The organism is Staphylococcus sp. HGB0015, from assembly GCF_000411275.1.
GTDB classification, from domain to species: Bacteria; Bacillota; Bacilli; order Staphylococcales; family Staphylococcaceae; genus Staphylococcus; species Staphylococcus schleiferi.
The window spans coordinates 842991-855878 of sequence record NZ_KE150417.1; the positions used below are offsets into that span (position 1 = coordinate 842991).

Here is a 12888-nt window from a genome sequence, read left to right on the forward strand (position 1 = left end):
TAACCTACCTCTCTAAGCGTTCTAATTGCTGATAGACATCAATAAAGTATTTTGCAATATCTCGTAAAGCCATTGTCGTCATGAGGTGATCTTGTCCATGAACCATGACAAAACTCATTTCTCCGACTTCGCCACGTGACTCTTTTGCTAAAAGCTGTGTCTGTTCCACATGTGCTTCATTAATAAATCGATTCGCATTTTCAATGTGTGCTTGCGCCTCTTGAAAGTTTTTACTTTTGGCTGCCTCGAATGCACGCATAATTTCTGCACGTGCATCACCTGCTATAGCAACAATGGTAAATCCAATCATCATGTTATCTTCTTTAGACATAAATTTTCCTCCTTTATCGCCTTAAATAAGTCGCTCTATATGCAATTGAAAATGATATTTATCAGTTTCTAGAACGGTGAGATGAAATTGACTTTCTAAAGCTTCTGCCAGCTCGCTTGCAAGTTTGTACGAGACTGGATGAGATTGTTTTAATCCAGAAAAAATAGCAACATCAATCGAACTTAATTGATTTTCATCTTTATTTGCATTTTGAGACTCATAAAAGTAACTCATGTGTGTGAAAAAGCGGTCGTAGTGATAATGATTACGTTGGGTTCGAACAATTTGATGGTCATTTAAAAACTGATTTACGAAGTTAATGATACGAATGAATCGTGCATTATCTTCTATTTGAGTCGTGTTTACATCCAGCTTGGCATTGAGAAAATGTAATGCTAAACTGACAACTTCAGATTGTGGAAACGATGGCGCTAAGTTTTGATTAATGATTTTTAACCCAAGTTCTGCGGCCTCCATTTCAAGTGGATAATGCGACTGCATATCTGGTATAACGGTTTCTTGCCAAAGGTTATTTTCAATACGATGTTGTGCTGCATTTAAATGATCAGCTAATGTCACATAAAGATAGTCTTGAAACGTCAGATTAAAATGCTTTTGTACAGTTGAAACAACTTCAAAGCTAGTTAAGATGTATTTAATCGGAACATCTTTAATTAAAAAAGTCAGATTCTGCTTCATATTTTCGTTTTCTAGACGAAAAATTTTCTCAACCAATTGACGTTCTAAAGTGTCCCCTTTTTTCTTTTTAAATGCGATACCTTTACCTGTGACAATCAGTTCTTCTTGCTCGTGTGATTTGACAATTGCACAATTATTGTTCAAAACCTGTTGAATAATCATTTATAAACCTCCCAAAACTCAAATAAAAAAACCACAAATCAATTCGTCTGATACAAAATTGATTTGTGGTTTCGCCTAATTCAATAGTCACGATCCATGGAAATGTTTTAAAATGTCCGTTTTTGTTCTTTATGATAATAATAAAGCTGTTCAATTTAAATGTCAATATAAATTTAATATGACGAAACACAAATAGAGATACAATGACGTTAAATAAACATATGAAAAAAGCCCTATCATCAAGTGGTATGCATGACGACAAGGCTTTATCTGAAATGATTTTAAGTTGAAAATTTTACGTGAGTTAATCTTCTAAGCGAGACCAACCTTTTTTCGTTAATGTGATTTTTCCAGTTTCAATATTGATAATGCGCTTTTTATATAAATGACCGATAGCGCGTTTAAAAGCGCCTTTACTCATGTTAAAAACTTCTTTTATAGCTTCTGGGCTAGATTTGTCCCAAAATGGTAATTCGCCTTCGTATTCAACAAGTAGGTTAAATATACGTTCGCCATCTTCATCCAAACGTTCATGCGCAAAAGGTAAAAATGAACCGTTTAATTCGCCTTTATCATTATAGCCAATAATGCGCACATCTAACTGTTGTCCTAGTCTCGGTTCTTCCTTACGTTCTGACTCATGCACAAAAATTTTGTAGCCTTCTTCTGATAAAAGAAATGTACCTACGCGTAATAAACGATATGGGCGTGCTTGAATTGTTTTGTTTTTAAGTGCGTCATCATGAACAGGTGTGTACATTTGTTGGACCGTTGTTTCTGATGCAAGTCGAGCAAACATTTGTCGTTCACGGTCAATTCTCAATGTACATAAAACGTAGTCTCCTTTTACAGGCCATAACGATTTAAGCTTGGGTAAATCTTCCCATGGTACTAAAACTTCTCTTGGTAAGCCGACGTCTAAGCGTGCACCATCACGGTCTGTACTGAGTACACGAACAAAGTCATAACGCCCCACGGTAATATCAGGCATATTTTGAGTAGCAAATAAATCACCAGATCGGTTAGGATAGATGAAAAAACTATATGACTCCCCTATTTCTAATTCGTCATCAGCATTGACTTCTGACGCATTTAATTTAACTAATTCTTGGTTCGGCCCTTCCAAATTATATGTAGAACCTTCAAGGGCTTTTACTTCTAAAAATTCAATCGTCCCTATAATTTCATTTTCTTTAAATGACATAACGTACTCCTCTATAATTAAGTTATTTCTATTATATCATCTTATAGTGGTATAAGCATTAAGGGTAAGTTACATTTAAAAGTCATGCGGTGCTGTTCGATTATTTTTTAAAGAAATTAGATTTATAGCCCTTTCTCATGATATAATTCATCCATTAGATGAAAATGAAATAAAGGAGAAAATCCATGTTACAAGTTACAGATGTGAGTTTACGTTTCGGTGATCGTAAATTATTTGAAGATGTGAATATTAAATTCACACCGGGAAATTGTTACGGACTTATCGGTGCAAATGGTGCAGGAAAGTCTACGTTTTTAAAAATTTTATCAGGAGAGTTAGATTCTCAATCGGGTCATGTTTCGTTAGGCAAAGATGAACGTTTAGCAGTATTAAAACAAGATCACTTTGCATATGAAGATGAACGTGTACTAGATGTTGTCATTAAAGGGCATGAGCGTTTATACGAAGTCATGCAAGAGAAAGACGCAATCTATATGAAACCTGACTTTAGTGATGAAGATGGAATACGCGCTGCTGAACTTGAAGGCGAATTTGCTGAAATGAACGGTTGGAATGCTGAAGCGGATGCGGCAACATTACTTTCAGGACTTGGTATTGCGGCAGAGTTACATGATAAAAAAATGTCTGAACTTGAAAATAATCAAAAAGTTAAAGTATTGTTAGCGCAAAGTTTATTTGGACAACCTGATGTGTTATTACTCGACGAGCCGACCAACGGACTAGACATTCAAGCCATTAGTTGGTTAGAAGACTTTTTAATTAACTTTGAAAATACAGTGATTGTTGTTTCCCACGATAGACATTTCTTAAATAATGTTTGTACGCACATCGCTGATCTCGACTTCGGTAAGATTAAAATTTATGTAGGGAATTATGATTTTTGGTATCAATCTAGCCAATTGGCTCAGAAGATGGCGCAAGAACAAAATAAGAAAAAAGAAGAAAAAATCAAAGAATTACAAGACTTTATTGCGCGCTTCTCTGCCAATGCGTCAAAATCGAAACAAGCAACAAGTCGTAAGAAGCAATTAGAGAAAATAGAATTAGATGATATTCAACCTTCATCTCGTCGTTATCCGTTCGTTAAATTCACGCCAGAACGTGAAATCGGAAATGACCTACTATTTGTTGACAATGTTTCTAAAACGATTGAAGGCGAAAAAGTTTTAGACGGCATCTCTTTCACAATGAACCCTAATGATAAAGCTGTATTAATTGGTGAAAGTGAAATTGCAAAAACGACATTGTTAAAAATACTTGCTGGTGAAATGGAACCCGATGAAGGTACAGTTAAATGGGGTGTGACAACTTCTCAAAGTTACTTCCCTAAAGATAACTCTGCTTATTTTGAAGGTGTGGATATGAACTTAGTCGATTGGTTGCGTCAATATGCACCAGAGGATGAACAAACAGAGACGTTTTTACGCGGATTTCTAGGCCGTATGCTATTTAGCGGTGAAGAAGTGAAGAAAAAAGCGAGCGTTTTATCTGGTGGAGAAAAAGTACGCTGTATGCTTAGCAAAATGATGTTATCAAGTGCGAACGTCTTATTGTTAGATGAGCCAACCAACCATCTAGATTTAGAAAGTATCACTTCAGTAAACGAAGGCTTGAAAACATTTAAAGGCTCACTCATCTTTACTTCTCATGACTTTGAGTTTATCAATACTATCGCGAATCGTGTGATTGATTTAGACCATGAAGGCGGTCTTTCTAAGGAAATGAGTTATGAGTTATACTTGCAAGAAAAAGGTGTACTTAAAGCAAAAGCCTAATCCCATTTCAATGTCTTAAATAGAGAGCTAGAATGAAAAGCTTTCACATAAAGGTTTACACATTAAGCGTTTATATGTATAATGAAGTTCATAATAATTGAATATCACTGATGAGGCGCATCAATCATAAGTAGATATATTTTAAGCGTGTCTGCAAGCACATATATCGAAAGGGTGAGATGCCGAAACAAACAGTATTGCAGTTGCTTGTTTGTTGGATTCTTTGGTTAAGAGCTGAGAGTCTGTCATTATTGTTACAATAATGGAGTGCATCACTTGTATATAGATTGAGCAAGTTCGCACGCCGAACTTGCTTTTTTGTTTATATGTGTCCCCCATTTTTGTAAAGTCTAGACTTAACTATTGATTTAAGTTGTCAATTCAGTGGATGCGTTGTAAAGTAAAGATTAAAATATCAATTATTATCTGAATTGTGTGAAGATAATGCTAAATCAGACTTTATTGAAGTATGACTTTGAATTTAAAATTGGAGTGAGATAAGATGACAAAATTAGCAGTTGTAGGTGCAACAGGATTAGTAGGTACAAAAATTTTAGAAACGATTGACCGAAAAAATATTCCTTTTGATGAACTCGTACTTTTTTCGTCACGACGTTCTGCAGGTCAAAAAGTAGATTTTCAAGGACAAACATATACTGTTCAGGAATTAACTGAGCAAGCCACTGAAGATCACTTTGATTATGTGCTTATGAGTGCAGGGGGCGGAACAAGTGCTCAATTTGCCCCACATTTTGAATCTAACGGTGCTACAGTCATCGATAATTCAAGTCAATGGCGTATGACAGAAGATGTTGATTTGATTGTGCCTGAAGTGAATGCCCCAACGTTCAAGAGAGGGATTATTGCTAATCCGAACTGTTCTACAATCCAATCGGTCGTTCCTTTGAAACCATTGCAAGAACAGTTTGGTTTAAAACGAGTTGCTTATACAACATATCAAGCTGTTTCAGGTTCAGGTATGAAAGGTAAACAAGATTTAGAAAATGGGGCCAAAGGTTTATCGCCTGAAGCTTACCCACATCCAATTTATAATAATGTACTGCCACATATTGATGTGTTTCTTGAAGATGGGTATACAAAAGAAGAGCAAAAAATGATTGATGAAACGAGAAAAATTTTAACTGAGCCAGAATTAAATGTAACAGCGACTTGTGTTCGTGTGCCAGTTCAAGATAGTCACAGTGTTCACATCAACGTCACTTTAGACCAACCTACAACGGTGAAAGAAATTCAAGATGTACTTGAAAAAGACCCTCGTGTTGTTTTGGTCGATGATCCAGAAAATAATGCGTACCCTTTAGCGATTCATTCCACAGGACGTGATGAAGTGTTTGTTGGTCGAATTCGAAAAGATGATTCTTTAGATAATACATTTCACTTATGGGTAACTTCAGATAACTTATTAAAAGGTGCGGCACTGAATGCGGTTCAAATATTAGAACAAGTGCTAAAATTGAAAGGAGAATTATAATGGGACATATTTTTGAAGGAACAGGTGTTGCTTTAATTACCCCTTTTACAAACGATGAAGTTGATTATAATGCGATTCGTAATCATGTCAATTTTCTTATCGAAAATGGTATTCAATCGATAGTCGTTAATGGAACAACAGCCGAAAATCCAACATTAACTGATGAAGAAAAAGACCAAATACTTCAAACAGTTATTGAAGTTAATGATCAACGTGTACCTATTATCGTTGGAACGGGTACAAATAATACGAAAAAATCAATAGCAGCTTCTCTACGTGCAAAAGAGCTTGGAGCTGATGCAATTATGTTAATCACGCCGTATTATTTAAAAACGAGTCAACGTGGCTTGATTGCTCATTTTGAAGCTATTGCAAATGCAACAGCTTTGCCAGTTGTCCTTTATAATGTTCCTTCACGTACGAACGCTACAATTGAGCCTGAAACGATTGAACGCCTAAGTCAGAATCCGTATATTGTTGCATTAAAAGATGCTACAAATGACTTTGATTATTTAGCAGAGATTCAAGCACGGGTTGATACGGATTCGTTTGCATTGTATAGTGGCAATGATGACAATATTCTATCGTATTATCAACAAGGTGGTCACGGTGTGATTTCGGTTGTCGCAAATGTGATTCCGAAGCAGTTTCAACAAGTATATACAGAAGCGTCACAGCGCGAAGCTCTATTCCAACCGATTCGTGCCCTTCTAGACGCGATGAGTATTGATATCAACCCTATTCCGATCAAGTACCTTTGTGCATTAGAAGGATTTGGGCAATATGAAGTGAGATTACCTCTAGTTACATTAAATGAACAAGAGCAACAAACATTGAAAGAAGCATACGAACAATTTAAAGCAGGTGTTCAATAATGAAAATTTTACTTATTGGTTATGGGGCAATGAACCAACGTGTCGCAAGATTAGCTGAAGAAAATGGACATGAAATTGTGGGTGTCATTGTCAATCGAAAAAAAGAGAATATACCGTACCCATTATATGAAAAAATAAGCGATGCCACAGAAGCTGAGGTTGCTATAGACTTTTCTCATCCTAATTTGTTACTGCCATTACTTGAGGATGATTTTAAATTACCCCTTGTGATTGCGACAACAGGAGAAAAAGAACGTATTACTCAGAAATTAAAAACACTCGGCAATACAATGCCTGTATTTTTCAGTGCAAATATGAGCTATGGTGTACATGCTTTGACAAAAATATTAGAAGCAGCAGTGCCTTTATTAAATGACTATGATATCGAATTAACGGAAGCGCATCATAATCAAAAAGTAGATGCACCAAGTGGAACGTTAGAAAAATTATATGATGTCATTGCATCGCTAAGATCTGATGTTTCCCCTGTTTATGATCGTAGTCAAAAAGATGCGAAAAGAACTAAAAATGAAATTGGTATCCATACAGTACGGGGTGGCACGATTGTAGGTGAACATGATGTATTATTTGCGGGCGTCGATGAAACAATTACATTGACACATCGAGCTCAGTCAAAAGATATTTTTGCAAATGGCGCATTGGGTGCAGCAGAAAAGTTAGTTCATCAACAACCCGGGTATTATACATTTGATAACTTATAAAGGAGCGTTTTTACAATATGGTTAAAAATTTTACAGCAGAAGAGATTATTCAATATATTAGCGATGCAAAAAAATCTACGCCGTTAAAGGTCTATATTAATGGTGAATTAAGTGACATCGCATTTCCAGAACAATTTAAAGTTTTCGGCTCTGAAAATTCAAAAGTGATTTTTTGTGAAGCTGCTGACTGGGCAACATTCTATGAAGAAAACCAAATGAGAATTGAAGACTTAGAAATTGAAATGGACCGTCGTAACTCAGCAATACCACTCAAAGATTTAACAAATACGAATGCCCGTATTGAGCCAGGCGCTTTTATTAGAGAGCATGCAGTCATTGGTGACGGTGCGGTCGTAATGATGGGTGCAACAATTAATATAGGTGCAGTCGTTGGTGAAGGTACAATGATTGATATGAATGCAACATTAGGTGGCCGAGCAACGACGGGTAAAAATGTTCATGTCGGTGCAGGTGCGGTATTAGCGGGTGTAATTGAACCCCCAAGCGCCTCCCCTGTTATCATTGAAGATAACGTTTTGATTGGTGCTAATGCTGTGATTCTAGAAGGTGTACGTGTGGGTGAAGGTGCTATTGTCGCAGCTGGCGCGATTGTCACACAAGATGTTCCGGCTGGCGCGGTAGTCGCTGGTACACCAGCAAAAGTCATTAAACAAGCACATGAAGTTGAAGATTCAAAACGTGAGATTGTCGCAGCATTACGTAAATTAGACGAGTAATCTATGAGTGGGCGGAGCAAACAACTCGGCCCTCTTTTTATACATAGCACAAAGAAAGGAGTTTTTTATGAGCGAAATAGAATTTGTCACACAACATCGTCGATACTTACATCAACATCCTGAATTGAGTTTAGAAGAGTTTGAGACAACACGTTATTTAGAACAATTTTTGATAGACTTAGAGGTCCCCTACGAAAAGCCTTTAGAAACGGGTATCATCGCCTATTTAGAAGGCAATAGTGAACATACCATTGCTTATCGTGCTGATATCGATGCCCTTCCGATACACGAAGAGAACGATGTCGCCTATCGAAGTGAGACGGATAATAAAATGCATGCTTGCGGGCATGATGGGCATACAACCGCATTAATGTTATTTGTAAAAAGATGTAAAAAGCTATTTGATGAAGGTCAATTACCCCACCATGTTGTTTTTATTTTTCAACCTGCTGAAGAATCTGGGGGCGGTGCGAATTTATTAATCAAGTCTCATGCTTTAGATAAGTTTCATATCGATGCCATTTATGGTGTACATGTGATGCCTTTTGTTGAAGAAGGTTCGGTTGTAATAAGAGATTATGAGATTACAGCAAGTGCGACCGAATATCGATTTTTTATTGAGGGCGAATCGAGTCATGTTGCAAATAAAGAACAAGGTAAATCTGCGGGTGAAGCTTTACAGCATATTTTAACGCAAGTTTCACAAATCCAACAATATCATCTTAACGGGCTACAACGCAATATTGTTCACATCGGTCATTTCCATGCTGGTGAAGCGATTAATACGGTACCAAGTAAAGGCTATTTAGAAGGTACAATTCGGACTTATGATATGGATGATTTGAGCGCAATACAAAATCAAATGCAAAAAATTGCGCAAAGTGCGCATACCTTATTTGATGTCTCTTGCGAAGTAAAGTTTGCTGAAGGATATCCCCCTACTATGAATGATCCATCATTAAAAAAATATGTAGTGGAAAGTCTCAATTATCACCAAATGACGGTTATTGAGAATGAACGTCCATACTTGTTTGGTGAAGACTTCAGTTTTTATCGTCAAATTGCCCCTGCTTACTTTGTATTTGTAGGCACTAGAAATGATGAAAAGCAATTTGTAAGTGGTCTTCATACCCCACAATTAAATTTTGATGAGCATGTATTAATTCGCATTGCGGATTATTATGAAAGACTGTTATTTAATTATAACGAGGTGGAAGCATGACTGCAGTTTGGCAAATCAATCAAGCGCGTTTTAAAGAAAATGTAAAACGCGTTAAAGGTAATCAATCGATTATGGCTGTTGTTAAAAATAATGCATATAATTACGGATTAGATTTTGCAGTCAATACATTTAAAGAAATGGGTATTGATACGTTTAGTACAACGTCATTAAATGAAGCTATTGCGATTCGTAAAATCGATGCTGCAGCGACGATTTTTTTAATGAATGCAACGGATGAATTTGAGTTATTGCGTACATATGATATTCATATGACATTGCCCTCTTTGGCATTTTATGAACAATATAAAGAAGCATTGTTTGATGTTAAAGTGCATTTAGAATACGAAAACTTATTACATCGTTCTGGTTTTAAAACGATTGATGAAATGATAAAAGTTATTGAAGATCATCGTCAAACGTATAGCCCTAAAATGATAATAACTGGGCTTTGGACTCATTTTGGCTATGCAGATGAATTTGACGTTACGATGTATCAACAGGAAAGAGATGCTTGGTTCAATGTTGTTGATGTTCTAGTCAACAAAATGAATATGTCGTTTGACTTGATACACGCACAAAATAGCGCCAGTTATTTTAGAGAGGGCCATGTTTTTGAACATCATACACATGCACGTATTGGCATAGCTTTATACGGCTCTCGCCCATATGCTTCACTTTCTCGAGAAGCATTCCCGCAAGCATTGACAGTAAGCGCAAATGTCATCCAAGTGAGACAGGTTCAACAAGGAGATCACTGTGGTTATAGCTTTGCTTATACCGCGGAGGAAAATAACACACGTTTAGCCGTCGTTGATATTGGCTATGGAGATGGAATATTACGTACACGTGCGCAACATGAAGTTATGATAAATCAACGTATTTACCCTATTCGTGCCTTAATGATGAGTCATATGTTTGTTGAAGTTGATGAACACGTACAAGCGAAAGATAAAGTCATTTTGTATAATGAAGATTTACGCATCGATGATTATACATTTAAAGGCGTAGGTGCGAATTCGGAGCAGTTAAGCGCATTAAATTTGGATTCACTGATAAAGGAGTATAGATAAATGACAGTAAGTTACAATAAAAGTGGAGAACTCACTTTGGCAGGAACAAGTTTAAAAACTTTGGCCCAAAGCTTTGGGACCCCTACTATCGTCTATGATGAAGCGCAAATAAGAAATCAAATGAGACGCTATCACAGCGCATTTCAACAGAATGATATTGGTTATGTATTATCATATGCCTCAAAAGCGTTCACTTGTATTCAAATGGTCAAATTGGCACAATCAGAAGATTTTGATTTAGATGTGGTGTCTGAAGGAGAACTCTACACAGCTTTAGAAGCAGGTTTTGATCCGAAGCGTATTCATTTTCATGGGAACAATAAAACAAAACAAGAGATTCGCTATGCTATTGAAAGTGGTATTGGTTATTTTGTTGTTGATGCGCTAGATGAAATTGATTTGATTGAGCGCTATGCTACTGATACAGTCGAGGTTTTAGTTAGAGTTAATCCTGGAGTTGAGGCTCACACACATGAATTTATACAAACGGGACAAGAAAAAAGTAAATTTGGATTATCATTAAAACACGGCCTTGCTTTACAAGCTATCGAAAAAATACAAGCTTCTCAACAACTTCACTTTAAAGGTATCCATTTTCATATTGGTTCTCAAATTGAAGAAACAACGGGCATGATAGAAACAGCGAAAATGGTTTTACAGTGGTTAAAAGAAAATGATATTTCGATTGAATTGCTTAATTTAGGGGGCGGTTTTAGCGTGAAGTATGTTGAAAGTGATCGTCCTTTCAACATCGAGGAAGGCATTACTGAAATTGTTCAAGCCATAAAAGCAACATGTCATCAACTTGACTACCCTATTCCAACTTTAAGTATTGAACCGGGTCGTTCAATTGTGGCAGAAGCAGGTGTCACTTTATATGAGGTAGGATCGATTAAAGAGATTCCAAATGTGAATAAATATGTATCTATTGATGGGGGTATGAGTGATCATATACGTACAGCTTTATATGATGCACAGTATCAAGTGTTATTAGTGAACCGTCAAGAAGAAGCAGATGAGACGGTAACATTAGCAGGTAAACTGTGTGAATCCGGTGATATTCTCATTCATGAAGCTCGCTTATCTTCAAGCGTCAAACGTGGCGATTATTTAGCGGTTTTAACAACAGGCGCTTATCATTATAGTATGACGTCTAATTATAACCAAATTCAAAAGCCTTCTGTATTTTTTGTGAAAGATGGAAAAGCACGAGAAGTCATTAAACGCCAATCTTTAAGACAACTGATTATTAATGACGTTAAATAGTATCCATAACCTTGGTTTGTTAGTGAACGAAGTTGGAACATCCAATCTTTAATAACCCTCGCATGAGGTACAGGACGAGCCGGAGACGACGGGCTGAGGTTGTCCCCCTAGCAAAACAAAGGCATATTATACGAAGTTTTATAACAAAAAGGAAGCGCTAAGATGATTTTCTATTAAAAGTCATCTTAGCGCGATTCTTTTTGACAGTGATGACCTAGTCTTATGCTGTATGCTGTATGAACCACTGAGCATACAAAAAAGGTTCTTTGTCAACGTCGGTTGGCGAGACGATAACGCATTAAGCAACGTTATTTTGTTGTTTAATGCGTTTTTTATATTCACTTACAAATACCTTGGAAATGATTAAGATTCGATTCCTAAAATTCCAGAAATTTCTATAACCATAAGAAACCCGTTTAATCAGTTTTATTTTATTATTAATGCCCTCAATTGGCCCATTCGTTAAATGTGGATAACGCATCGTATTTGAGATATAGGGCAAATATTTGATGAATGTTTGAATGACGCGCTTGAGTCCTTGTGAAATATCTTTTGTTTTTGAATCCTGTAAGATGAAGCGTAATTGCTGGATATCGTTTACTTTCAGAGCACTTAAAAGACGATGCCCCGTTTCATATGTCTCTTTGAGCCTCTCATCAAGCTCCAATAAATACTGAACTAAACTGTATTGACTCTGCCAAGACTTAAAAAGTCCGTATGACTGATATATCATTCGATCTAAATCTAAGGGCGCTTTTAATAGTAACTTCCAATAACGCTTTAATTTATTATATTTAGGTCTATCTTTTGTCCTAAAACCATTCATAACTTGAACTCGGCATCGATTGATTTCACGATTGATAGCCTGCACGATATGAAAGCGATCCATAATTATCTCCGCATGAGGAAATAAGTCTTGAATGAGTGCGATATAAGGTGGAAACATATCTATAGAGATGGTTTTCACTCTTTCACGTTGCTTTCTAGAGAACTTTAAAAAATAGGCTTCTAATTTATGTTTGCGACGATCAGGTAAAATATCGATGATATCATGGGTTACACTATCACAGTAAATAAAGCTCATTGCACCTTCGACATCTTTCGTTGATTTGAATTCGTCAAAAGCTAAGTGCTCCGGTAAAACATGATGTGCCTGCGTCTTCACCGAATCACTTACCTCTTTTAAATGGCGATGGACAGTTGAAGGTGATACACATAGACTTTCAGCGACATCCTTTTCAGAGATGACTTTAGATAGTTTCCGGGTCATCATGCGTTTGACCTCATTTGAGATGGTACATCGGGGTTGAAT

Annotated in this window: 12 protein-coding genes and 1 riboswitch; of the genes, 8 read left to right on the forward strand and 4 right to left on the reverse strand. The window is 36.5% G+C overall.

The genetic code is table 11. From position 1 onward, the window contains the following. Positions 1-4 precede the first annotated feature (4 nt). The 3 genes from HMPREF1208_RS03845 to HMPREF1208_RS03855 all read right to left on the reverse strand — a co-directional run bounded on the left by HMPREF1208_RS03845 (position 5) and on the right by HMPREF1208_RS03855 (position 2396). Positions 5-331: a PTS lactose/cellobiose transporter subunit IIA gene (locus tag HMPREF1208_RS03845; RefSeq protein WP_016425041.1), complete on the reverse strand. Its 327-nt coding sequence runs from the start codon at positions 329-331 to the stop codon at positions 5-7. Positions 332-352: 21 nt separating this feature from the next. Then, positions 353-1192 carry a CAT RNA binding domain-containing protein gene (locus tag HMPREF1208_RS03850; RefSeq protein ID WP_016425042.1) on the reverse strand — a complete coding sequence of 280 codons (840 nt, stop codon included), beginning with the start codon at positions 1190-1192 and terminating at the stop codon, positions 353-355. A 304-nt stretch (positions 1193-1496) separates the two neighbouring features. Next, entirely contained in the window at positions 1497-2396 is a 900-nt protein-coding gene (locus HMPREF1208_RS03855; protein WP_016425043.1) for a CvfB family protein, read from the reverse strand. 185 nt (positions 2397-2581) lie between these two features. On the opposite strand from HMPREF1208_RS03855, the gene HMPREF1208_RS03860 reads away from it, so the two are divergent. The 8 genes from HMPREF1208_RS03860 (at position 2582) to lysA (ending at position 11576) form a co-directional block, all read left to right on the forward strand. After that, positions 2582-4192, forward strand: coding sequence for an ABC-F family ATP-binding cassette domain-containing protein (locus tag HMPREF1208_RS03860; RefSeq protein ID WP_016425044.1), 1611 nt, complete (start codon positions 2582-2584; stop codon positions 4190-4192). Positions 4193-4294: 102 nt separating this feature from the next. Beyond that, positions 4295-4473: riboswitch (Lysine riboswitch) on the forward strand. A 221-nt stretch (positions 4474-4694) separates the two neighbouring features. After that, a complete protein-coding gene (locus tag HMPREF1208_RS03865) occupies positions 4695-5684 on the forward strand; it encodes an aspartate-semialdehyde dehydrogenase (RefSeq protein ID WP_016425045.1) in 990 nt (329 codons plus the stop codon). Continuing rightward, the gene (dapA, locus tag HMPREF1208_RS03870) at positions 5684-6559 is read left to right on the forward strand and encodes a 4-hydroxy-tetrahydrodipicolinate synthase (protein ID WP_016425046.1); all 876 of its coding nucleotides are present in this window, start codon (positions 5684-5686) and stop codon (positions 6557-6559) included. The genes HMPREF1208_RS03865 and dapA overlap by 1 nt, the downstream gene beginning before the upstream one ends. Further along, positions 6559-7281 carry a 4-hydroxy-tetrahydrodipicolinate reductase gene (gene dapB, locus HMPREF1208_RS03875; protein WP_016425047.1) on the forward strand — a complete coding sequence of 241 codons (723 nt, stop codon included), beginning with the start codon at positions 6559-6561 and terminating at the stop codon, positions 7279-7281. Before dapA ends, dapB begins: the two co-directional genes overlap by 1 nt. A gap of 17 nt (positions 7282-7298) precedes the next feature. Further along, complete coding sequence (gene dapD / locus HMPREF1208_RS03880; protein ID WP_016425048.1) at positions 7299-8018, forward strand: 2,3,4,5-tetrahydropyridine-2,6-dicarboxylate N-acetyltransferase; 720 nt, start codon at positions 7299-7301, stop codon at positions 8016-8018. Between the two features lie 67 nt (positions 8019-8085). Then, positions 8086-9240, forward strand: a complete 1155-nt coding sequence (locus HMPREF1208_RS03885) for a M20 metallopeptidase family protein (RefSeq protein WP_016425049.1) — start codon at positions 8086-8088, stop codon at positions 9238-9240. After that, positions 9237-10310: an alanine racemase gene (alr, locus tag HMPREF1208_RS03890; RefSeq protein ID WP_016425050.1), complete on the forward strand. Its 1074-nt coding sequence runs from the start codon at positions 9237-9239 to the stop codon at positions 10308-10310. The genes HMPREF1208_RS03885 and alr overlap by 4 nt, the downstream gene beginning before the upstream one ends. Next, the gene (gene lysA, locus HMPREF1208_RS03895; RefSeq protein WP_016425051.1) at positions 10311-11576 is read left to right on the forward strand and encodes a diaminopimelate decarboxylase; all 1266 of its coding nucleotides are present in this window, start codon (positions 10311-10313) and stop codon (positions 11574-11576) included. It abuts the gene before it with no gap. 298 nt (positions 11577-11874) lie between these two features. Here lysA and HMPREF1208_RS03900 read toward each other — a convergent pair. After that, positions 11875-12888, reverse strand: a 1014-nt coding sequence (locus tag HMPREF1208_RS03900; protein WP_037559126.1) for an ISL3 family transposase, incomplete at its 5' end; no start/stop codon positions are given.

Excerpts from the sequence above, each read along its gene's own strand:
- dapB (WP_016425047.1), top strand. The coding sequence starts at position 6,559 with ATGAAAATTTTACTTATTGGTTATGGGGCAATGAACCAACGTGTCGCA.
- HMPREF1208_RS03865 (WP_016425045.1), top strand. The coding sequence starts at position 4,695 with ATGACAAAATTAGCAGTTGTAGGTGCAACAGGATTAGTAGGTACAAAA.
- lysA (WP_016425051.1), top strand. The coding sequence starts at position 10,311 with ATGACAGTAAGTTACAATAAAAGTGGAGAACTCACTTTGGCAGGAACA.
- alr (WP_016425050.1), top strand. The coding sequence starts at position 9,237 with ATGACTGCAGTTTGGCAAATCAATCAAGCGCGTTTTAAAGAAAATGTA.
- HMPREF1208_RS03855 (WP_016425043.1), bottom strand. The coding sequence starts at position 2,396 with ATGTCATTTAAAGAAAATGAAATTATAGGGACGATTGAATTTTTAGAA.
- dapA (WP_016425046.1), top strand. The coding sequence starts at position 5,684 with ATGGGACATATTTTTGAAGGAACAGGTGTTGCTTTAATTACCCCTTTT.
- dapD (WP_016425048.1), top strand. The coding sequence starts at position 7,299 with ATGGTTAAAAATTTTACAGCAGAAGAGATTATTCAATATATTAGCGAT.
- HMPREF1208_RS03885 (WP_016425049.1), top strand. The coding sequence starts at position 8,086 with ATGAGCGAAATAGAATTTGTCACACAACATCGTCGATACTTACATCAA.
- HMPREF1208_RS03850 (WP_016425042.1), bottom strand. The coding sequence starts at position 1,192 with ATGATTATTCAACAGGTTTTGAACAATAATTGTGCAATTGTCAAATCA.
- HMPREF1208_RS03845 (WP_016425041.1), bottom strand. The coding sequence starts at position 331 with ATGTCTAAAGAAGATAACATGATGATTGGATTTACCATTGTTGCTATA.
- HMPREF1208_RS03860 (WP_016425044.1), top strand. The coding sequence starts at position 2,582 with ATGTTACAAGTTACAGATGTGAGTTTACGTTTCGGTGATCGTAAATTA.